Annotated in this window: 17 protein-coding genes; 8 read left to right on the top strand and 9 right to left on the bottom strand. The window is 45.1% G+C overall.

All coding sequences use genetic code 11. From position 1 onward, the window contains the following. Positions 1 to 48: 48 nt before the first annotated feature. The 5 genes from glmU (PHF18_RS08410) to PHF18_RS08390 all read right to left on the bottom strand — a co-directional run bounded on the left by glmU (PHF18_RS08410) (position 49) and on the right by PHF18_RS08390 (position 6,955). Positions 49 to 1,242: a bifunctional sugar-1-phosphate nucleotidylyltransferase/acetyltransferase gene (glmU, locus tag PHF18_RS08410; RefSeq protein WP_300101080.1), complete on the bottom strand. Its 1,194-nt coding sequence runs from the start codon at positions 1,240 to 1,242 to the stop codon at positions 49 to 51. Then, positions 1,239 to 2,543 (bottom strand): phosphoglucosamine mutase, encoded by a 1,305-nt coding sequence (gene glmM, locus PHF18_RS08405; RefSeq protein WP_300101077.1) that lies wholly within the window; start codon positions 2,541 to 2,543, stop codon positions 1,239 to 1,241. The genes glmU (PHF18_RS08410) and glmM overlap by 4 nt, the downstream gene beginning before the upstream one ends. Before the next feature lie 127 nt (positions 2,544 to 2,670). Continuing rightward, positions 2,671 to 4,527 (bottom strand): glutamine--fructose-6-phosphate transaminase (isomerizing), encoded by a 1,857-nt coding sequence (gene glmS / locus PHF18_RS08400; protein WP_300101074.1) that lies wholly within the window; start codon positions 4,525 to 4,527, stop codon positions 2,671 to 2,673. 22 nt (positions 4,528 to 4,549) lie between these two features. Beyond that, on the bottom strand, positions 4,550 to 5,767 hold the full coding sequence (gene glmU / locus PHF18_RS08395; RefSeq protein ID WP_300101071.1) for a bifunctional sugar-1-phosphate nucleotidylyltransferase/acetyltransferase: 1,218 nt from the start codon (positions 5,765 to 5,767) through the stop codon (positions 4,550 to 4,552). A gap of 219 nt (positions 5,768 to 5,986) precedes the next feature. After that, positions 5,987 to 6,955 carry a calcium/sodium antiporter gene (locus PHF18_RS08390; protein ID WP_367279172.1) on the bottom strand — a complete coding sequence of 323 codons (969 nt, stop codon included), beginning with the start codon at positions 6,953 to 6,955 and terminating at the stop codon, positions 5,987 to 5,989. A gap of 177 nt (positions 6,956 to 7,132) precedes the next feature. Between PHF18_RS08390 and PHF18_RS08385 the strand changes: the two genes are divergently transcribed. The 8 genes from PHF18_RS08385 to PHF18_RS08350 all read left to right on the top strand — a co-directional run bounded on the left by PHF18_RS08385 (position 7,133) and on the right by PHF18_RS08350 (position 15,964). Continuing rightward, entirely contained in the window at positions 7,133 to 8,053 is a 921-nt protein-coding gene (locus PHF18_RS08385; protein WP_300101068.1) for a glycine betaine ABC transporter substrate-binding protein, read from the top strand. A 12-nt stretch (positions 8,054 to 8,065) separates the two neighbouring features. Beyond that, positions 8,066 to 9,193, top strand: coding sequence for an ABC transporter ATP-binding protein (locus PHF18_RS08380; protein WP_300101065.1), 1,128 nt, complete (start codon positions 8,066 to 8,068; stop codon positions 9,191 to 9,193). Positions 9,194 to 9,389: 196 nt separating this feature from the next. Beyond that, positions 9,390 to 9,959, top strand: coding sequence for an ABC transporter permease (locus PHF18_RS08375; RefSeq protein ID WP_300101062.1), 570 nt, complete (start codon positions 9,390 to 9,392; stop codon positions 9,957 to 9,959). Continuing rightward, positions 9,950 to 10,564: an ABC transporter permease gene (locus PHF18_RS08370; RefSeq protein ID WP_300101059.1), complete on the top strand. Its 615-nt coding sequence runs from the start codon at positions 9,950 to 9,952 to the stop codon at positions 10,562 to 10,564. Before PHF18_RS08375 ends, PHF18_RS08370 begins: the two co-directional genes overlap by 10 nt. 255 nt (positions 10,565 to 10,819) lie before the next feature. Then, a complete protein-coding gene (locus tag PHF18_RS08365; protein WP_300101056.1) occupies positions 10,820 to 12,658 on the top strand; it encodes a cation:proton antiporter in 1,839 nt (612 codons plus the stop codon). Between the two features lie 931 nt (positions 12,659 to 13,589). Further along, positions 13,590 to 14,843, top strand: coding sequence for a replication protein A (locus PHF18_RS08360; RefSeq protein WP_300101053.1), 1,254 nt, complete (start codon positions 13,590 to 13,592; stop codon positions 14,841 to 14,843). Then, a complete protein-coding gene (locus PHF18_RS08355) occupies positions 14,844 to 15,413 on the top strand; it encodes an RPA family protein (RefSeq protein ID WP_300101050.1) in 570 nt (189 codons plus the stop codon). 329 nt (positions 15,414 to 15,742) lie between these two features. After that, positions 15,743 to 15,964 (top strand): hypothetical protein, encoded by a 222-nt coding sequence (locus tag PHF18_RS08350; RefSeq protein WP_300101047.1) that lies wholly within the window; start codon positions 15,743 to 15,745, stop codon positions 15,962 to 15,964. Between the two features lie 145 nt (positions 15,965 to 16,109). On the opposite strand, the gene PHF18_RS08345 is transcribed toward PHF18_RS08350, so the two are convergent. The 4 genes from PHF18_RS08345 to PHF18_RS08330 form a co-directional block, all read right to left on the bottom strand. Then, complete coding sequence (locus PHF18_RS08345; protein ID WP_300101044.1) at positions 16,110 to 16,658, bottom strand: metallophosphoesterase; 549 nt, start codon at positions 16,656 to 16,658, stop codon at positions 16,110 to 16,112. A 412-nt stretch (positions 16,659 to 17,070) separates the two neighbouring features. Beyond that, positions 17,071 to 17,859: a winged helix-turn-helix transcriptional regulator gene (locus PHF18_RS08340; protein ID WP_300101040.1), complete on the bottom strand. Its 789-nt coding sequence runs from the start codon at positions 17,857 to 17,859 to the stop codon at positions 17,071 to 17,073. Then, entirely contained in the window at positions 17,859 to 18,380 is a 522-nt protein-coding gene (locus PHF18_RS08335; RefSeq protein WP_300101037.1) for an ArsR family transcriptional regulator, read from the bottom strand. Before PHF18_RS08335 ends, PHF18_RS08340 begins: the two co-directional genes overlap by 1 nt. A 63-nt stretch (positions 18,381 to 18,443) precedes the next feature. Next, positions 18,444 to 19,481, bottom strand: a complete 1,038-nt coding sequence (locus tag PHF18_RS08330; protein WP_300101034.1) for a deoxyhypusine synthase — start codon at positions 19,479 to 19,481, stop codon at positions 18,444 to 18,446. Positions 19,482 to 19,797 lie beyond the last annotated feature (316 nt).

The following is a 19,797-nucleotide window of genomic DNA, read 5'->3' as shown; positions in this document are numbered from 1 at the left end:
CCCTGCTTCTTTTTATGACTTTATTGCCGGGTTCAGCGCCTGACCGGCTCAGTGCTTGACAACTTCTCCGGGAAGTGTGACTTTTCCTTTTTCCATTATCACGCCTATATTTATACTGGTATTGATGCCGGTATGCACATCATCCCCCATGATCACGCCGAGTTTTCTTCTGCCTGAGTCAAGAATCCTGCCTTTCAGTATTACCTTTATATTTTTCCCATCGTGGCGGAGATTTGCAACCTTCGTACCGGCTCCGAAATTACAACGGCGCCCGATGATGCTGTCTCCTACATAACTCAGGTGCCCTACATGAGTGCCTTCCATGACAATTGTGTTTTTTAACTCCACAGCGTTTCCTATCCTTACACGGTTGCCTATTGCAGTTGAAGGGCGGATAAAGCAGTTAGGCCCTATATCGCAGTTCTCACCTATTACTACAGGCCCTTCAATATAGGAACCGTTTCTGATGAGAGTACCTTTTCCGATTGCAACTTCCCCTTTTATGGTTGCATTTGGCTCCACGGTACCTTCGCAGCTGCCCTTGAGATCTTTTAAAAGGTGTTCGTTTGCTTTCAGGAGGTCCCAGGGATATCCTATGTCAATCCACCGGCCTGTGAGGGGGTGGTAGCCCACAGGCGCTCCGCTGTCGATCAGCATCTGAATGGAGTCTGTTATCTCAAGTTCTCTTCTTACGGAAAGCTGGGTTTTGTCAATGAAGTCAAACAGGGACTCTCTGAAAAGGTAAATCCCGGCATTTGCAAGGTTGGTTGGGGGGTTTTTTGGCTTTTCAATTATCCTGACCACTTTATTATTATCGGTCTCAAGCACCCCGAAATCCGAGGGGTTTTCCACCTCTTTTACGCAGATAACTGCTTCTTCTTTCCTTGAAACCAGAGATTTTAAGTCCTCCTGCCCGATTAGCATGTCCCCGTTAAGTACAAGGAATGCCCCTTCAACGTGTCCCCTGGCATAGCCAATAGCATTTGCAGTCCCTAGCTGTTCTTTTTGCTGCACATACTCAATGCTCACTCCCCATTTACTTCCGTCCCCGAAGTAATCTTTTATTTGCTCTTCCAGGTATCCCGTAATGAAGACAAAACCCTCAATACCAGCTTCTACGGCTGCGTTCAGGATATGTTCAAGTATAGGTCTGTTTGCAACCTCAAGCATTACTTTAGGGCAGTCGGAGGTGAGAGGTTCCATCCTTGTGCCTTTGCCTGCCACAAGGACAACTGCTTTCATTTAAGCGCCTCCTTCACTATTTTTTCTGCCATATCGTATATCTCATCTACGTTTTTCCGGGCTTCTGCCGTAATCCTTACCTTTGCTTCCGTGCCCGAGGGGCGGACAAGCACCCAGCCGTTTTCAAGTTCCACGCGGATGCCGTCAATATCAAGGACTTTTCCAAGGGGTTCAAGTTTTGTTTTTACCTTTTCCATGAACTCGGCTTTCTTTTCGTTTGCACATGGAAGAGCACCCCTTTTTGTGGCATAAACAGGAAGTTCCGCCCTGAGCTCGCTTAACTTCTTTTCCCTGACAATCTCAACAAGCTTAGCAGCTGCATAAATCCCATCAGGGCAGTAGGAAATCTTCGGGAAAATCCAGCTGCCTGAAGGCTCTCCACCGTAGACGGCTCCGTACTGCTTTATGCCCTCTGCAACATAGACGTCCCCTACTTTTGTCCTTATGATTTCAGAACCTTCAAGATAATCACCCACCATCATGGAGGTGTCCACAGGCACGACAACAGCTCCCTTCTGGTCCCCGCATTCAAAACGCCCGAATATTGCAAGCAGGTCGTCTCCGGATACGAAGTTGCCTTTTTCGTCGACTGCCATCATCCTGTCCGCATCTCCGTCATGGGCTATTCCGAGGTCGGCTTCGAAAGCCACAACTGCTTTTTTAAGCATTGAAAGGTTCTGGTCGTTAGGCTCAGGGTTCCTTGCCGGGAAGTGTCCATCAGGCTGGGAATTCAGGGTTATTACCTGACAGCCAAGTTCCTGCAGGAGATAAGGAGTGATTGTGCTTCCCGCTCCGCATCCACAGTCGAGAACCACGCGTAGCTTTGACTTCCCTACAAGCCCCTCGATCATATCCATGTGGTCCCGAATGGCGTTTCCGTCTTCAGCAATTTTCCCCATAAGGTCCCAGGTAGCCCGCGAAAAGTTTTCTTTCTCTATAGCTTCTTCAACCTCTTCCTGCTGGGCTGAGTCAAAAGCCATGCCGTCAGGGTTCCACAGCTTTATCCCCACATACTCTGAGGGGTTATGGGAGGCTGTAACCATTACTCCGCACTCATATTTTCTGGCCGCATATGCCAGGGTCGGGGTAGTTACCATGCCCACCTTTGTAACATCACAGCCCGCTGCAGTCAGCCCGGCGACCAGGGCGTGCTCTATCATAGGCGCAGAAGTTCTGGGGTCTCTCCCGATAACTGCGGTCTTTTTCCGGCTTCCCAGCACAAGCCCTACCTGCAGTGCAAGTTCGGGTGTAACTTCTTTATTAACTATGCCTCTAATTCCTGAAGATCCGAAGAGTTTCATAAATTCCACCCCATATTTCATGAAGTTCAGTTCAGTTCTGAATTCTCATATTCTGTTGTTAGATTGAAATTCTCAGCCATTATTCTGAGATTCTCAGCCATTATTCTGAGATTCTCAGCCTTTACAATCATTCGACAGTTACACTCTTTGCAAGGTTGCGGGGTTTGTCAATAGAGCATTTCCTGGCAAGAGCAGTGTAATAAGCAAGCAGCTGAAGCACGACAACATTAAGAAGGGGAGCCAGCAGTTCGCCGCTCTGGGGGACTCTGAGGACAATGTCTGCATACTTTCCTATTTCCGTGTCCTTAATGTCGGCAACTGCTATCACAATAGCGTCCCTGGCTTTCACTTCTTTAATATTGCTGAGCATCTTTTCATATGTCTGCCCTCTGGTGGCAATTGCAACTACAGGAGATCCCTCTTCAAGAAGGGCAATAGGTCCGTGTTTCAGTTCTCCTGCAGCAAAGCCTTCGGCGTGCACGTATGAGATCTCTTTGAGCTTAAGGGCTCCTTCAAGAGCTATAGGGTAGTTAAGGTGCCTGCCAAGGAAGAAGTAGCTCTTTGAACGGGCAAAGTTCTCAGCACATTCCTTTATCGCTTCCTTCTGGTTAAGGATCTGCTGGATCTCTCCCGGGACTTTCCGGATTTCCGTGATGAACCCCTTTACGTAATCAGGGCTGAGCTTGCCCCTTACAAGAGCAAACTTTACGGCGAGGAGATAAAGAAGGGTAAGTTGGGTACTGAAGGTCTTTGTGGCAGCAACTCCTATTTCGGGCCCTGCCCGTGTATAGAGCACACTGTTTGCCTCCCTTGTAATGGTGCTTCCAACAACATTCGTAATTGCAAGCGTGGGACAGTTGTAAGACATAATCTCCCGCACGGCTGCAAGGGTATCTGCAGTTTCTCCTGATTGAGTAATCGCAATGGCAAGGGTCCCTTCATTCATAACAGGATTTCTGTACCTGTATTCCGAACATATGTCAATGTCGCAGTGGATTCCTGCCAGCTGTTCAAACAGGTATTTTCCAAGCAAGCCTGCATGCCAGGAAGTTCCGCATGCCAGGATCTGAACCCTTGAAAGTTTCTTTATTTCATCCTCACTGAGGTTCAGTTCGTTTAAGTATATAGCTCCATCAAGTTCAGAGACTTTGCCTGCCAGGGTATTGTGGATTGCACTGACCTGTTCATGAATCTCTTTCAGCATGAAATGTTCATAACCTGCTTTTTCTGCAGCCTCAAAGTCCCACTCTATCTTTTCTATCTTCTTTTCCGTGAGATTTCCTTCCCTGTCAAATATCTCCACGCTTGTTGGAGTCAGCACTGCTGTCTCAAAGTCGTTTACAAAGATAACATCCCTGGTATAGTTCAGAAAAGCAGTTACATCAGATCCAGCAAAATTTTCCCCTTTCCCGAGCCCTATGACGAGAGGGCTGTCCTTGCGGGCAAGCACGAGTTTTCCGGGTTCGTCAGCAGAGATGATTCCAAGAGCATAGGACCCTTCAATCTCTTTTAAGGCCTCTCTGAGTCCCACAAGAAGTTCGCATTGAGCTTCTTTTCCATCCGGTTTCCCATAGATGTGTTTGTGCAGAAGATGTGCGATCACTTCGGTATCGGTTTCGGATTTGAATTCGTAACCCTCTCCAATAAGCCTCTCTTTCAATGACATGTAATTTTCGACAATCCCATTATGCACTATAGAGATTTTTTCCGGGTTTCTCCCCGAGTTATGAGGGTGGGCATTTACCGTATTTGGACGTCCATGGGTTGCCCAGCGGGTGTGTCCTATTCCGACAGCCCCTCCGAGGTTCTTCGGGAGTTCGGATTCGAGATTTACAATTTTTCCTACTGCCTTATATGTCTCAATTCCACTGCCAAGAACGGTGACCCCTGCGGAGTCATATCCTCTATATTCAAGTTTTTTAAGAGATTCTATAATAACTGGTGCAGCAGCACGTTGCCCTGCATATCCGACAATTCCACACATTTTTTATCTCCTTCTTAAGAGGTCAGAGTACCACCGAATCACGGGGAAGGTCTCTGTAAATGGTGTTTCCAGACTCTACCTGACAGTTGACAGCAATCATTACTCCGGCTTTCACGAGTACCCTGCTTCCTATCCGGTTATCGTCCCCAATTATAGTTCCGAGCTTTGGGGCTTTGTGGATCCTGCAGTTAATGTTTATCTCAAGGTTTTCTTTTTCCTCTGCAGTAAAACCCGGGCCAAGGGTATTGTTGCTTCCAATTATGCAATTGGAGATCTGCCCGTGGGAAGAAATCCTGCAATCATTCATTATGATGCTGTTCTGGATTTCGGTAAAGGACCTTATGGACACATTGTCTCCTATAGTAGTGGAGGGCAGAATTACTACATTAGGTCCTATATCACAGTTTTCCCCTATTACCACCGGACCTACAATATAGGTTCCGGCACGGATTCTTGTATTTTTCCCGATTGCAACCTTCCCGCGAATTATTACTCCTTCTTCAAGTTCTCCTTCTTGCTTCAGGTTTCTGGAGGAGTTTAATACAATTGAGTTTGCTTTCAGGAGATCCCAGGCATGGACTGCATCCAGCCACTTGGATTCAGTTGAGATTGGAGTGACTACTTTCCCTTCGTCAATCATAAGCTGTAGAGTATCGGTTATCGCATATTCTCCGTTTTCGGATATAGGAGTTTTTTCAATGGTTTCAAAGACCTGCGGCGTAAAAATATAAATTCCCGTGTTTACAATATGGCTTAAATCTCCGGGTCTTTTTTCCAGAATTTGGATAACTCTCTTCTTTTCTTTCAGTACCACTCCATAACCTGCTGTGTCCTCCATTCTTACGGTTAAAAGGCTCGCATCTCCCTCATAGTTGTTAAGAAGATCGGCTATGGTTTTTGGTTCTACCAGGTTGTCTCCGTTCAGGACAAGGAATTCGGAATCCTCGGGACTTATTAGTTTTTTTGCCTGTTCAATCGCATGCGCTGTCCCTAGCTGGGCTTTTTGCTCGACATATTTTATATTGACCCCGAAATTCAGCCCGTCTTCAAAATAGTTCATTATGCGTTCTTTTTCATACCCGACAACCAGGATGATCTCATTGATTCCATTTATTTCAAGTGAAGATATGACATGTTCCAGAATGGGCCTGTTGGCTACAGGAAGCATTACTTTGGAACGGGTAAGAGTAAGAGGTCTGCAGCGCAGTCCTTCTCCTGCTGCGAGGATAATAGCTTTCATAGAGTTAAAGAATATTTTTTTAGAATTTATACATTGCCTTCAGAAGAGATTCAATGAATATATAAAAACAATTCTATAAAAACTGAAGATTTACAAACATCCTATAAAATATAATAGTGAATGTAAGGTATATAACAAGAGAAAAATATATATATTAAGTAAAAAACTGGAATTTGGGGAATGAAAAAGTTTTAACTTTTTAGAAGTTGGGGTGCAGGTTTATCCATAGAGGATAAAAAGCCCTGCCACATAAACCAGATATGCCCCTAGAATTACGCCTCCTTCCCACCTTTCCAGCTTTTTTCCAGTGATCCCGAAGACTATAAGCGCGAGAGATATAAGGAACATAAATGGAAAATCGTATCCTGCAAGCTGTTCCGAAACAGGGAGCACGCGAATCTGGGATGATGCCCCGAGGATCATGGCAATGTCCATTGTGTTTGCCCCGAGGATGTTTCCTATGGAGAGGTCCTGGTGCCCTTTCTTGAGGGAGGTAATTGCAGTTGCAAGTTCGGGCAGGGATGTTCCTATTGCAACTGCTGTCAGGGCTATTATTACTTCAGGGATGCCCATCCATTCGGCTATTTTTATCCCTGAATCTACCAGGATCCTGCTTCCTATGACTACGGAAAGGGAGCCAAGGACAAAATAAGCTATATCTTTCCGGATATCTTTGATTTTCAGTTTTTGTCTACCTGTTTCATTATCTCCAAACAATACGCGTTGGGTCTTTGAAGCGTGGAAGAGGAAAGCAAAAAACACAAGCAGAAGTATAAGCCCATCAAGCCGGTTAACATTTCCGTCGCGGCTGAGTATGATAAGGACAATTCCTGAAAGGAGCATAAGCCCGCTTTTAATGGGAAACGTATCATCCTTCATAGGGATCGCTTTTACAGCTATAATCGAACCCAGTACAAGCCCGGTGTTGCATATGACTGAGCCCACTGCATTTCCTATTGTTACGTCTGTATGCCCGATATAAGCCGCTGTTGCAGAAACTGCAAACTCCGGAGCTGTGGTTGCAAAACTCACAATCGTAGCCCCTATAAGCATTTTCGGGATCCCGCTTTTGTTTGATATTGCAATCGCAGCTTCAATGAACCAGTCCGAACCCTTGCTTATCATAGCAAGGCTGAGCAGAAAAAGAAAGATCAAAAGCAAGTCCATGGGGTCCTTTAAAGAAGACAAAGAATATAACTCAAACGCTCTTTTTTTGCAGTACTTTATAACTTTTTTGGTCCTCCGAAGTTATAACTACTATTGACAGTAAATTTACAAAACAAATCCGTTTATTTATTAAAATGAATAATTTATTAAAGTGGATAAGGGTGCCTAACAAACTATAGGGTGTTGGGGGGAACTGAAATGAAATTTCGCTTTATTACAGTCTTGCTGCTCGTAGCCTCGCTTCTGGTCAGCGGCTGCACGGAGAATAGTTCGAATGAAGGGAATGGTACACAACCTGCCGAAAAAATTGTAATTGGGACAAAGCTTTTCCAGGAATCCTATATTACCGCTGAGATGGTCTCACTTTTGCTCGAAGAGCAGGGTTATGAAACCGAGGTCAAAAAAAATCTCGGGGGCACGCTTGTAAATTATGAGGCTCTGAAGAAAGGGGATATCCAGTCCTATACCGAATATACAGGGACAATTTATAGCCAGATTCTAAAAAAACCGCCTCTTGAGGAATGGGATCCAGCAGTAATATATGAGGAGTCCGAACAGGGCATGCTTGAAAGTGATGGGGTAGTTATTGCAGCCCGTCTGGGGTTTGAGGATGCCTATGCTATAGCTGTTAACAGGGAATGGGCTGAAAGCCGGAATGTGTCCACAATCAGTGAGCTTGAACCGTATGCCTCAGAAATGTCGATAGGTACGGACCCGGAATTTGCCACAAGGGAAGACGGGCTTCCGCAGATTGCCCGTATTTACAGGTTCTCATTCAAAAACTACAATTCAATGGCTCCGGGTATCATGTATGAGGCCATAAAGAACGATGAAGTCGATGCCATAAGTGCATATACCACGGATACCCGAAACGACGTCTACGGGCTAAAAGTGCTTGAAGATGATAAGGATGCTCTCCCTCCCTATGACGCAGTGATTCTTGTTACTGAGACCTTTTCACAGGAAAACCCTGGTGCAATGGAGGCAATTGCACAGCTTAATGGCAGAATTGACCAGGACACTATGAGAAGACTTAATGGAGAATATGATGTAGAGGGTAGGGAAGCGAGAGATATTGCCAGGGATTTCCTGAAAGAGGAAGGTTTGATTTCTGCCTGAATATGGTTGCCCATGACAATCAAAAAGCTTTTTGACCGGGTAGATTCAGTCCGGCTTGAAAATATTACTAAAAAGTACGGGGAGCAATTTGCCATCAAAAACCTGAACCTGGAGATTCAGGGCGGAGAACTCCTTATCCTTATAGGGAGAAGTGGCTCAGGGAAGACCACTGCTCTGCGGACTATAAATCGCCTGATAGAGCCTGATTCGGGCACGGTGTCCATAAACGGGGCTGATGTAAGGGAGTTTGACTCTGTCCGCCTCAGGCGGAATATTGGCTACGTGATCCAGAATATCGGGCTGCTCCCTCATCTCCGCATTTCGGAAAATGTCGGGCTGCTCCTTAAACTTGAGGGCTGGAACGAAGAGGAAATCAGGAAGAGGGTGAGGGATCTGCTAACCCTTGTCTCTCTCCCCCCCGAGCGTTTTATGGACCGGTACCCTCATGAACTGAGCGGAGGCCAGCAGCAGAGGGTCGGGCTTGCCAGAGCAATGGCAATGGACCCACCTCTTTTCCTTATGGATGAACCCTTCGGGGCGCTTGACCCTCTCCTTCGGACTCAGCTGCAGGACGAGTTTTTCAAGATTAAAAAAGAGCTTGGAAGAACCATTGTTTTCATTACGCACGACATCAATGAAGCTTTCCGACTTGGGGACCGGATTGCAATTATGAACAATGCTGAACTCATCCAGGTCGGAACCCCTGAAGAGTTAATTTTCTCGCCAGTCAGTGACCTTGTCTCCGAGATTGTGGACTCTAAAAGGAAGTACAGGCACATCGATACCCTGAAGGTCGGGGATATGATGCAGCCTCTTGCCAGAGAGGACACTCTGGACCCTGGCATGTCCGCAGAAAGCGCCCTTGACCTGATGGTAAGGAAAGGGCTTGAGTTTGCTTTTGTGATGGGAAAATCCGAAGTTTCAGGGCGCGTCTGCTTAAACGATGTACTGAAAGCCAGAACCAGAGGAATAGAACTTAAAGAAGTCACCAGGGCCCTGCCCCTTTTCTCCTCTGACACCACACTTATTGAAGCCCTTGCAAAGCTCAAGTCAGAGGGTGAATCTATGGGGCTCGTACTCGAAGATAACGAACCTGCCGGAGTCCTGTTTTCCGACAGGGTGCTCCAGAACCTGATTTAAGTTTACATTAGTTTACATTAGTTTTCATTAGTTTTCATTAGTTTACATTAGTTTACATTAAGTCTGGTCCGGAATCTGTTCAGGTTTAGCGAAAGGTGATTGTCTGATAATTGAGAGTCTTAATGAGCTCACTGTAGAAATTCTAAGAGTCTGGAACACTCAGCTGCTCTCTCTGCGCACATTTGAGCACCTCTACATGTTTTTAGTTGCTCTCTTCTTTTCTATTCTTATAGGTGTGTTTATTGGAATCTTTACCTACCGGAACCCGAAATTTGCAGCTCCTGTCCTGAATGGCTTAAACGTAGTAGAATCAGTTCCCGATGTGGCCCTGCTGGTCCTTCTGCTTCCCATATTCGGGATAGGCACAGAGCCAACAATCGTAGCTTCTATCCTTTATTCCCTCCTTCCGATTGCCAGAAATACCTACACCGGCCTTTCAAACGTGCCTAGGGTATACATAGAGATTGCCGAGGCACTGGGCCTGACACAGCGAGAAGTTCTCTTCCAGGTTCGTTTTCCCCTGTCCCTTCCCCTGATCGCAGGAGGCATCAGGATTGCAGTAGTGTTTACAATGGGAGTCGTAACCCTCGGGGGGCTGATCGCCGCAGGCGGGCTTGGGGCAGCTCTTCAGAACGGGATTCAGCTCTATGATATGGGCACGATTCTTGTCACCGGAGCCTGGGTAGGGTTTCTTGCTGTGCTCCTGGACGGAATTGCAGGTATAATAGAAAGCACTCTTAAAGCGAGGTATGGGACATGGTCATAACTGTGGAAATCCTGGAGGCTACGCTTGAGCACCTTTTTCTTGCTTATACCGCTCTGCTTATCGGGGCTCTTGTTTCCATCCCTCTGATACTCCTTTCCCTGTACAATGCAAAGCTGGCCTCCCTTATCATGAGGTTTTCCAACCTTGTTCAGGCAGTCCCCAGTTTTGCGGTTGTGGCTGTGGTTGTGCCCCTGATAGGAATTGGCTTTACACCTGCGGTTATAGCCATAATGTTGAGGGTACTGCTTCCGCTTATTAAAAACACCTATATAGGACTTTTTAATGTGGACCCTTCGCTGATCGAGTCCGCAAAAGGAATTGGATTGACAGAATTTCAGGTTATCAGGTATGTGAGGCTCCCGAATGCATACCCTGCCATATTTGCCGGAATAAAGTTTGCCGCCATCCTCGCCAACAGCATTGCAGTCCTGACGGCTCTTATAGGGGGAGGAGGCCTGGGGTCTATGATTTTTGAAGGGCTTACAAATTTCAATACTACTAAAATTCTGGCAGGAACCCTGCCGGTCATAGCCATAGCTCTTTTCCTGGATTTTTCTTTTTCGAAAATAGAACACTGGCTTACTCCGGTGTACCTTCAAAAGTAAGAAACCGTTCTTTATTTGGGAATTACCTCTCTCATTTATATATGATGAGAGCAATCGTGCAGAATGTAGCCAGAGGGTTGAAATTACAGCCCCAATTTGTATAAAGTATATTATATAATCAGAGTTCCCGAGAGGGACGTTTTCAGAGGGTAATGCTTTTTTGGCAATACAACCTTGACATATCTTTCAATTCAATTTATCTGGAATGGGTACTAATAATTTTTAGTAAGATTACGCATCATTACAGGGAATCTCATGCTTGATCCGATACTTCTACTTGGGCTGGTAGTTGCCGTACTTATCATGTCCCTTGTTGCGCAGGCACTCAGTTGCTATTTCCGGATTCCTTTTATCATTTTCCTGTTGATCGAAGGAGTCATCGTAGGGCCCGAGGTCCTTAACCTGCTGGATCCTGCTCTCTATATCGAGGGGTTAAGCGCTATAGTGGCAATCTCTATATCCGTGATTGTTTTTGACGGTGGGCTTCACATTGACCTGAAGCATATAAGGATGGTTCAGGATAGTGTTCTGAAGCTGACAACAATAGGGGTCTTTGTAACCTTCCTGGGGACCACGGTTCTGACCAACCTCTTGATAGGGGTCCCTCTCGAACTAGCCGCCCTTTTCGGAGCCCTTGTCACGGCAACAGGTCCGACAGTGATAACTCCTATTGTAAGGAATATCCAGATTAGCCACAGGCTTGGCAAGATCCTGGAACTTGAGGGGGTCCTGAATGACGCTGCCAGTGTGATCCTTGCAGCCATGGTCTTCGAATGGGTCGCAGCAGAACTTTCCGGGATTGATGCTGTGATCTTTATCCTTTACAGATTGGGGATCGGAATTGTACTGGGTTCTTTGAGCGGGTTTTCTCTCCGCTGGTTTTATACACGGGGGATAGCGATCAGCAATCGGACCGCAAGGCTGGTTTCCCTGACTGCAGTATTTGCCTGCTTCGTCCTTTCAGAATCCCTGGGCAACGAGTCTGGGATTCTGGCGGTAGCCGTTTTCGGGATCATCCTTGGGACTTCGGAATTCCCTTACAAGGATACTATCAAGGAATTCAAGAGCGACATTGTGATTGTGATGCTCTCTTTGCTTTTCATCCTGCTTGCGGCAATGCTTAAATTCGAAGATATCCAGAGAATAGGGGTAAGCGGGATAGTCCTTGTACTGCTTCTCATATTCCTTATCCGCCCGGTGGCGGTCTTTGTTTCTATGTGGAACTCGCAGATCAGCAGGAATGAGAAACTTTTCATTTCCTTTGTTGGGCCCAGGGGCGTTGTGCCGACGTCGGTTGCGACCTATTTTGCAATCAAGCTCGATTCGATGGGCATTCCGGGAGGGCAGACCCTTGTGGGGCTTGTCTTCCTTACGGTTATCATCACGGTCTTCATGAGTGGCAGCTTGTCAAAAAAAGTGGCAGAGGTGCTGGAGGTAATCCCTATGGAAATCCTTATTATTGGTGGAGGAAAGGTAGGCAGGATTCTTGCCGAACGTTTTGACAAAAGAGGAGAAAATGTAGTTGTTGTGGACATTTCCGAGGACAACTGCAAGAAATGCATGGAACTCGGGATACGGATTGTCCAGGGGGATGGAGGGGATGTAAATGTCCTGAAAAAGGCAGGAATAGAGAATGCCAAATATGTGGTTGCAACAACCAATCAGGATAACACGAACCTTCTCTTCTGTCAGATTGCTAAAGCTTCTTTCGGATTCAGGGGTGACCAGCTGGTAGCCAGGGTAAACGAGATAGAAAACCTTCAGGCTTTCTGGAATATGGGCATCCGTGCCATGAGCCCGGCCACGACCACTGCCGTGGTGCTTGACAACATGATCGGAAGGCCTCATCTATTTTCTATGTGCGAGGTAGGAGGCGAGGGGGACATGATGGAAGTCAAGGTCACGAACCCCAGGGTAATCGGGAAAGCCATTAAGGATATCCAGTTCCCTGAAAAGAGCCTTCTGGTTATGGTCCAGCGGGGAAGTGATTCGATTATCGCCAATGGGAGCCTTGTGCTTGAATATGAAGATATCGTAACCGTTATTGGGGAAGGAGACGCCGCCAAGCGGACCGCGAGTATACTCCACAAATAATTACAATGGGTAACTGCCGAACAAACTTTGCACAGGTTTCGATTGGATGCCTTGATTTTCAAGATCATTTTCACCAATTGAATATAAAATTTATAAAAAATCGGCCTGATTTATTTTGGGACAGTTACTAAGTACTTAAGTACTTTGTGGATGACATTTCCTGATAAGGTTGTACAGCCTATGCGGAAAGGGAAAAAGCTGAAGATGCCAGTTTCGGACATTCTGAATACCGCCCGATTGATCAGGAGCCGTCGTATAGACAGCCGTACAATATGCTTCCTTCCACTTCCGGGAAAAACTCGAATAAATATAAAACATTTAATTTTGAAGGTTCAAACATTGAATATGATAAAATCCTTTTTATATGTTTTTTCAGTTATTAGAAGATGTTCGACATCCCAAAATATATCAATATTAAAAAACAATCTATTCTAAAGTTACTAAGAAAAATTTTATAGGGAGTTTCTGGTGTTATGAATAGTTCGATCAACACTACAAAAACTTCTTATTACAAAGTGCCTTGTGGACAGATTATTGGATGGTTATTGGTAATCTAAAATAACAGGTCTACTGATGAATAATTGTATAATTAAAACAACTATCCGGTTACATAACCAATTAACAAACAAGATATAATAAAATTTGAGGCTAATCCGAAACAGAGATGAGGGGAATACAAGTGAATTTTCTTTGAGGAGAAGTGGGACTGTCTTAAAAAGGATAGATCCGTTCCTCAAAATTGGGTTGAGGGTGTGAAGCAAGTATTTTTTCGGGCTTTGCAATTCACCAGGGAAGAGCTCTTTCAGGGGCAGCCGCTTCCTGCTTGTTTAATACTTTCACCCCGCTTCACTTAGCTTTATATTCTCTGTCGTTGTACTTTAGAATGCCTCTCAATAAGATAACTAACCATGAGGCTTGAGGTAGAATTAAGATGAAACAGATTGCAGAATCCATTAGAGACCGGTTTATGAAACTTGGCATCGATGTGCCTGTTGAGGACGTCGAAAGCAGACTTGACGAGTTGATTACGAAGTTCAAAGTGCCTTCAAACGAGGCGCAACGCAGCGTAACAAACTATTTTTTGAAGAAATATTCCATTCCTAAAAATGAGTTTTATGTCAGGCAGGCCGAACCCCAGCTCACCAAAATTATGGATATTACGGAGAATGGGCAGTGGGCAAACCTTAAGGCAAAGGTTATTCAGCTCTGGGAAAATACTCATGAATCCATATCTCAGGTTGGACTCCTTGGAGATGAGACTGGAATCATAAAGTTCACCATCTGGAAAAATGCCGAACTTCCTCCCCTCGAGCAGGGTGAGAGCTACCTTCTCCGGAGCGTCGTTGTCGGAGAATACAATGAAAGGTTTCAGGTCCAGGTTAACAAAAACAGTTCCATAGAGAAGCTCTCCGAGCCCGTTGAAGTAGGTGGCGGCGATTTCGTTCCTTCAGCAAGAGAAGCTGAGCTCCGAAACATTGTTGACCTTGTGGGGGGCCAGTGGGCTACGGTAAGAGGGAAAGTGGTCCAGCTTTGGGAAAACTCCCATGAGTCGATAGAACAGGCAGGGCTTATAGGAGATGAAACCGGTGTTATTAAATTCACTAACTGGGCAAGCTCCGAACTTCCTGATATGGAGGAAGGAAAAAGTTACATGCTGAAAAATGTGGTCGTTAACGAGTGGAACGGCAAGTTCCAGATTCAGCTTAACAGGTCAAGCTCCATAGAAACACTCGATGAAGATATCGAAGTGGGGACTTCTGCTTTTACATATTTCGGGGCAATGATTGACATTCAGACAGGCTCCGGACTTATAAAGCGGTGCCCTGAGTGCAAACGGGCCCTGGTTAAAGGCGCCTGTGCAGAGCACGGGAAAGTGAAAGGAGAATATGACCTCAGGATAAAGGCAGTCCTTGACTCGGGAACTTCCACCCAGGACGCCCTGATTAACCGGGGGCTTACCGAAGAGCTTTCCGGAGTATCTCTTGACAGCGCCATTGCAATGGCTGCAGATGCCCTTGATCCCGGAGTTGTACTTGATAAATTAAAACACGAGCTTGTCGGCAGGTATTATACTATTAGCGGACACAGGCTTGACCGCTATATCCTTGTGGATTCAATTATTCCAAGGACTTTCCTGGATAGGGAACTCCTTGATGAAGTGCTTGCTGAACTGGAGGTGGAGTAAATGACAGGCTTCTTTAGAGAAGTATCGCGCAGGGTTTTTTCCCAGGAACTGAGAGACTCAAACCTCACATCCAGGGACGAAAGTGACCAGTATGCCCCTCAGTATCTCCTTACTCCAACAGGGGCGAAGGTGAACCGTATCTTCATTGTTGGGACTCTTATAGAAAAGGAGGATATCGGTACTGACTCCGAATACTGGAGAGGCAGGGTTTCCGACCCAACAGGTTCCTTCCTTGTCTATGCAGGGCAGTACCAGCCCGAAGCCGCTCAGTTCCTTGAAGAGTGCGAACTGCCTGCTTTCGTAGCGGTCGTCGGCAAAACCAGCACCTATACCACAGACGATGGAAATGTCCTGACCTCTATCCGCCCTGAATCTATCCAGCAGGTAGACGAACTGACAAGAAATCTGTGGGTACTCGATACTGCAAAGCAGACTCTTGAGAGAATAAGGGCAGTTGAGGCACAGGAAGACCCAAACTCAAAGCTTGCAAAGGAGCACTATTCCACTGATACTGAGATTTACCGTGAAATGGTTAAAAAAGCCCTTGAGTCTCTTAAAGATAATGCCTGATAATTGTAAAAAGTATCCGTAATCAAATTAGGAAGCTCTTTGCTTCTTAATTATTTCTCTTTTTGTTTGTTCTCTTTATTTCTTTTCTCTTTTTGTTTGTTCTCTTTATTTCTTTTCTCTTTTTGTCTGTTCTTATTTCTTATTTTTTACCAGATCGTTCACTCTAAACTTTCATTCACTGACTACGTTTTTTCGTTTTTTCCTGGAATTCGGGCAATAAGAGGCAAAATATAGATAAATAAACGAAACATGATATAAAATGAGCAATGAGTAATTGAATAAGAGTCAACGCTAAAATAAGTTAATTAATTGGTATATGGGATGATCCTGTGAAAACCTATCTTGTGGTCTGGTTCAGTAGTGAAGGAGTTCGCCCGTCTGAAGTCAACCGGAGGCTTTTGTCTCTGGGTTTCGAACCCATGCAAGGCAGTTACGATTTTATATATAACTGGAACAGCAATGTTGGTGTCGAGAAGATTCTCGAGTTTGGAGACAAAGTCTACCTGAGCCTTCAGGGAACAGGTGTAATGTTCAAACTGGAGACTACGTGAACTGACGGGGATTTGCCAAATACATAGTTCCAGAGACCTCGCTTAGCGAGGCATTTGCCTGAATTCTGGCAATAAAACCCCTGGCAGGTTCCTGTTTATAACTTTTTCAGGATTTGTGAGTCGGTTTCAGGCACTCAGGCTCCTTTTATTTTTGATTCTCTTCCTGTTTTTGTTTTTTCAGGGTATCCCGGAATTTGATATACTCACAACTATCTCCTTCAAGAGTAAGTATCCTGCCTTTAATACTTCCTTTTTCAATTATTAGTTCCACAACACTTGGATTTGACATCCTGGGTTTTGTCGGAGAACCCGGACAGACAAGCATAACATCTTTCTGTTCAATCAAAGGGCGGTGAAGGTGCCCGAAAATCAGGACATCTACTCCCATTTCTTTTGCGAGGTAACCCTGGGCAGTTGTATCCATTACTGAAAGCCCTCCTTCATGTATCACCCCGATTTTCACTCCTTCAACTTCAAATTTTAGCCTTTCGGGAAGGAGCTTCCTGAGCTCGAAGGTATCGTCATTTCCGGAAACGGCTTTTAGCTTGCCGCTGGCATTGAATGCCTTATAAGCTTCTACAGTACTGAAGTCCCCTGCATGGACAATCAGGTCACAGTCTTCGAGAATGCTTTGAAGTTTCGGGGGGATTTCTCCTGTTTTAAGATGGGTATCGGAAAGTACGATCAGTTTCATGGAAAAACACCATATTATCAGATGGTTCTGTAGTATTAATATATTAAGGTATTAAAATAAAAGTGTGCAGCATAATTATAGATGGTTATTGCAGTTAAACCTGAAAAATTACAGTTAACCTGAATAACAAAAAAACCGATACTAGTGTCGCATCAGCAGTAAAATGTCTTATAAACTCGATTGCAATTATTCAGAATCTTTCAATCATTGAGGATTGACGCGACACTAGTGTATCGATTCCAGATTACATCCATAAACCTAAAATTCAAAATCCATCTCGTGATCAACAAATCCCTCACCAAATAATGGATTTATTTGGGAATCGAAGCACTAGTTATGGAAAAACAAAAGGTTCGAATTCCAAACCTGTGAGTAAGGAATGCCTCGAACCGGAAGCTAAATTTCAGGAAAGTTACTCGGTTGTCAGGTCAACAAGTTCGTACTCAAGGTTCTCGGTTTCTAACCTGTTCAGGAGAGCAGCGACCTGTTCATCCACTGAAACTACCAGGGATGAAAGTCCGTGGTATGCAGCCTCGATAACGGATTCGTTTGTCCCGAACATGACATTGGGGCTTATGCCGATCTTGCGAAGAGCAATTAACGACTCCACACCGATTGCTGCTATATAGGGTTTTGAGTTTGCCAGCGTCTTCAGACGCTCGAGATCCACTTTTCTTGAACCTCCGCGCTCAACCCTGGGAACCTTGCAGACCGTGATGGTTGCGTTTTCCAGGTCTATAAGGCCCCTGAGGTTGGTTACTCCCACCTCGTCCCCCAGGGCGGCATCGGATATGGCAGTGCCTGATGCACCTGTCATTTCCGTGCTGCTTACATAGAGGAGCCCATGATCCATTTTCAGGTAAACCTGCTGGCCTTCTTTGACTTCTTCTTTTGTGATGGCTGTCCAGGTCGAGACATGGCTGATTATGTCCTCCATGACAAAGCGGGCATACCGCTTCATTTCGGCTGCGTTTTCAAGGACCCACTCTACGCCTTCTTTTGTTATCCTGTACCTGACGCGGCCCTCTGTTATAATAAGCCCATCATTTACAAGCTCCTTGATGTATTCGGAAACAGCCTGGGGGGTTATTCCTATCTTTCCGGCAATCTCTTTTTGCCTGACATTGGGCTGATGGGCAGCAACCTCAATAAGGACCTGAAATTTGGTGACTCCACTCTTTGTCTGGAGTATCTTAATCATCAATCGTAATTCTCCTCAACATCTTCAATTATTTTTAACCTCTGCCCCATTACTGAAAGCCTTTCGGACCTGCGGGCAACGGCGCAAATATAAAATGGGTTCCTGTTAAGAGTCCGTGTAAGGTTGCTCATTGATGTATTGCCCTCTTCAACCAGTTTTTCCAGTTCCTCCATGGCATCCTTCACCTCTTCATATGGCTTGAAGGTAAGCATAATAATGTCACTGAGGTCTTCAAAGGAACACTGAAAGTTTACCTGAACCTTTGAATAAGAACTGTGGTATTCTTTAGAGGGTTTTTGTCCTGATTCAGGGATTCTCCACTGACTTTCAAGGAGTCCTGCCTTTTTCAATATATGAAGGTTTTTTGATGAGTCTGTGCCTATGAACTCATCGATTTCTGTTCTGGTCATCCATTTGTTAGAAAGTGCATCGAATATTTTTTTATGGGTTCTTGATCCAAAAGTCCTGAGTAATGGTACTAAATAGGAAGGATCGTTAATTATTCGAGTTCGTTTGCCCATTTATGTCTTCTCCATCTCGCCTTATGTTATCGGCTTTCAATATAATAAAGATTTGTTATTTGATCATTCGCTATAAACGATATCAAGCCCTTCGGGCTCATTCCAGTTAAAAACAGGAGCTGCACGCTTCATATCACGTGTTTTTTCACGCAGAGCATGGATAACAATTGGAAGGGCGATAGTAGCATCCACAAAAACCTGTACTTTTTTTGCCTGAGGTGCGATCTTTCCCCATGAAACTGCTTCGTCAAAAGTGCATCCTGAGAGTCCTCCCCAGTGAGGAGAATCGGAAGTATACTGGATTGCATAGTCATGCCCGCCAATATCCATTCCAAGAATCGAAGCTATTACCTCGGTCTGCTGGATGAAATTCTTCGGGACTCCACCTCCTACATAGACAACGCCTGTACGTCCTGATTTTTCCACAATCTGTGTGATCTCGTCAACGTCTTTTATCTGGTCGATTTCAAGTTTCAGCCCTCTTCTCCTTGCAATGGTGAGCCCTATCCCTATGGAACTGTCCGACAGAGCAGGTACAAAAATAGGGATATTGTGCCTGTATGCGCTTACAACTATCGAGTCTTCAGCGGCTCCTCTCTTTACAAGTTCCTTTCCAAGAAGGTACATGAACTCTCTTGAGGAACAGGTAATTTCTCCGATCTCCTCTGCAAAATCTGCAATCAGGTTGTCTGCGGTCCTGAATTCTTCTTCCACTGCAAAGACGTCATAAATCCTGTCCACACCGTGTTCAAAGAGTTTTTCATCATTAGCCAGATGTGAGCCCACATAGTGTTTTCTGCCGAGAGCTTCGTGACAGTCATGGAACAGGTTTGCCCCTGTGCTTACAAGGCAATCAATCATTCTTTCCCGGATCATATAGGAAAGAACCCTGCGCATTCCGGCAGGGACCATGGCCCCGGATAAGCCCATAAGCACTGTTGTGTTCTCTTCTTTGAGCATGTTATGCCAGGCCTGGACTGACTCAGCCAGCTTCCTGCCCTGAAAGCCGGTCTTGAGCATTCCGTCCATCAATTCACTTACGGACCTGTCTTTCACATCAATTGGAACGGTTGGGTTATTTGTAAATACATTGTGATGCATGCCATTCTCCATAATAAGCAGATACTGATAGTTTGCCTGTGACCCTAATACCCTGTCTTGCAGATACCCGGCAATAGACTATAAGAGACGCAAATAACGTTAAAGGATTATATATTTTTTATTAAATATCAATATATGCAGACTATCTCACCTGAGGACTCTTTACAGGCTTCTCCAAAGGAAGACCGATTTGCCCTGTTTAAGAGTTATGAGTTGAAGTGAAAGGTGTGTAATAGATCGTTTATAGATCGTTTATAGATCATTTATAGATAATTTATAGATCGTTTATAGATAATTTATAGATCGTTTATAGATC

The organism is Methanosarcina sp. (genome assembly GCF_028693135.1).
Taxonomy (GTDB): Archaea; Halobacteriota; Methanosarcinia; order Methanosarcinales; family Methanosarcinaceae; genus Methanosarcina.
The sequence above is the reverse complement of the archived record's forward strand: the minus strand, read 5'-3'. Positions and strand labels throughout refer to the sequence as shown.

Bases quoted from the DNA above. Each gene is read 5' to 3' on its own strand.
- PHF18_RS08360 (WP_300101053.1), top strand. From the start codon at position 13,590: ATGAAACAGATTGCAGAATCCATTAGAGACCGGTTTATGAAACTTGGC.
- glmU (WP_300101080.1), bottom strand. From the start codon at position 1,242: ATGAAAGCAGTTGTCCTTGTGGCAGGCAAAGGCACAAGGATGGAACCT.
- PHF18_RS08385 (WP_300101068.1), top strand. From the start codon at position 7,133: ATGAAATTTCGCTTTATTACAGTCTTGCTGCTCGTAGCCTCGCTTCTG.
- PHF18_RS08335 (WP_300101037.1), bottom strand. From the start codon at position 18,380: ATGGGCAAACGAACTCGAATAATTAACGATCCTTCCTATTTAGTACCA.
- PHF18_RS08345 (WP_300101044.1), bottom strand. From the start codon at position 16,658: ATGAAACTGATCGTACTTTCCGATACCCATCTTAAAACAGGAGAAATC.
- PHF18_RS08365 (WP_300101056.1), top strand. From the start codon at position 10,820: ATGCTTGATCCGATACTTCTACTTGGGCTGGTAGTTGCCGTACTTATC.
- PHF18_RS08375 (WP_300101062.1), top strand. From the start codon at position 9,390: ATGTTTTTAGTTGCTCTCTTCTTTTCTATTCTTATAGGTGTGTTTATT.
- glmS (WP_300101074.1), bottom strand. From the start codon at position 4,527: ATGTGTGGAATTGTCGGATATGCAGGGCAACGTGCTGCTGCACCAGTT.
- PHF18_RS08370 (WP_300101059.1), top strand. From the start codon at position 9,950: ATGGTCATAACTGTGGAAATCCTGGAGGCTACGCTTGAGCACCTTTTT.
- PHF18_RS08380 (WP_300101065.1), top strand. From the start codon at position 8,066: ATGACAATCAAAAAGCTTTTTGACCGGGTAGATTCAGTCCGGCTTGAA.
- glmU (WP_300101071.1), bottom strand. From the start codon at position 5,767: ATGAAAGCTATTATCCTCGCAGCAGGAGAAGGACTGCGCTGCAGACCT.
- PHF18_RS08330 (WP_300101034.1), bottom strand. From the start codon at position 19,481: ATGCATCACAATGTATTTACAAATAACCCAACCGTTCCAATTGATGTG.
- PHF18_RS08355 (WP_300101050.1), top strand. From the start codon at position 14,844: ATGACAGGCTTCTTTAGAGAAGTATCGCGCAGGGTTTTTTCCCAGGAA.
- glmM (WP_300101077.1), bottom strand. From the start codon at position 2,543: ATGAAACTCTTCGGATCTTCAGGAATTAGAGGCATAGTTAATAAAGAA.
- PHF18_RS08340 (WP_300101040.1), bottom strand. From the start codon at position 17,859: ATGATTAAGATACTCCAGACAAAGAGTGGAGTCACCAAATTTCAGGTC.